The sequence below is a fragment of the Pseudomonas sp. MD195_PC81_125 genome, assembly GCF_014060985.1.
Classification (GTDB): Bacteria; Pseudomonadota; Gammaproteobacteria; order Pseudomonadales; family Pseudomonadaceae; genus Aquipseudomonas; species Aquipseudomonas parakoreensis.
In genome coordinates this window covers 1-1,429 of sequence record NZ_JABULD010000050.1, presented here as the reverse complement: position 1 = coordinate 1,429, position 1,429 = coordinate 1, and the positions used below count along the sequence as shown (strand labels likewise).

Genomic DNA, 1,429 nt, shown 5'->3' with positions numbered 1-1,429 from the left:
GCAGCTCCTACCGTGGATTTTTGTAGGCGCTGCCGAAGGCTCGGGCCGCGATCGGACGATCTTTTGATTTCGTTTTTCAGCTCATCGCCCGGCGCTTGAGCAACAAGGTCAACCCCAGCCCGAGCACCGACAACAGCGCCGCACTGAAGAAAATCCACGCATACCCCAGGTTCAGCGCCACCGCGCCCATCAACGGCCCGGCAATCGCCAGTGCCAGATCAAAGAACACTGCATAAGCACCCAACCCCGAGCCACGGCTGGAACTGGGCACCTGCTTGATCGCCTCGACCCCCAGCGCCGGATACACCAGCGACAGGCCAAACCCGGCCAGCCCCGCGCCGATCAAAGCGAACGTGGTCGACGGTGCCAGCCACAGCAGCACCAGGCCGACGGTTTCGATGCTCATGCAGCAATGGCCGAATTGAACCCGCCAAAACGCTGATCGCCGAAATGAACAGCAGCCGCGACAGGATGAAGCACACGCCGAATACCGTCAGGCAATACGCGGCGCCGCTCCAGCCACGGTTGAGGTAATAAAGGGTGATGAAGGTGGTCAGCGTGCCGTAACCGATCGACGCCAGACTCAAACTGGCCCCATACGGTGCGATGCGCCCGAATACTGCCCAAAAAGACAGCCGTTCGCCGCGCACCACCGGTACCGAGGGTTTATTACGGATGATCACCAGAGCGGCCGCCGCCAGTACCGACAGGGCAATGCCCAGGCTGGTAAAGCCGTAGTCGGCAACCATCACCACGCCCAGCGGCGCGCCAATCGCAATCGCGCCGTAGGAGGCAATGCCGTTCCAGCCGATCGACCTTGCCGTGTGCTCCACGCCGACCTGGCCCATGCACCAGCTGATGGTGCCGACGCCGATCAAACCCTGTGCAACGCCAAGCAGCAGCCGACCGATGATCAGGATAATCAGGCTCGGCACCGGGAAATCCTGCAGCAGCGTCGAAATCAGCGTCAGCAGCCCGCTGAGCACAATCCCCGACAAGCCATACACAATCGCCCGTTTGGTGCCCAGCGTGTCCGACATGCGCCCGGCCATCGGTCGACTGAGCAACGTGGCCAGATATTGCGAGCCGATGACCAGTCCGGCAACGATCGCGCTGAACCCCAGTTGCTCGTGAACATAGCCGGGTAACACTGCAATCGGCAGACCGATGCACAGGAAGGCGACAAAGGTATAGAAAACAATGGAGACGATCTGCAGGGTGATCGCCAGTGAGCTTTGCAAAGGCTGTTGCTGCGCAGGCATGTGGACTCGTTCGCGGGCGGCGGTGGGAGAATCGGCATCATGGCTGGGTGCTGAAATAAAAGGAAGCAGGCTAACTAATTTACTTGGAGTCGGTGGTGTTTGTGAGGGCCTCTTCGCGAGCAGGCTCGCTCCCACATTTGGAACGCGATTCCCGTTGGAGCGAGCCT

1 pseudogene is annotated in these 1,429 nt (G+C 60.7%); it reads right to left on the bottom strand.

The features are described 5' to 3' along the window. Positions 1 to 76: 76 nt before the first annotated feature. Positions 77 to 1,262: pseudogene (locus tag HT737_RS02590) on the bottom strand (MFS transporter). Positions 1,263 to 1,429 lie beyond the last annotated feature (167 nt).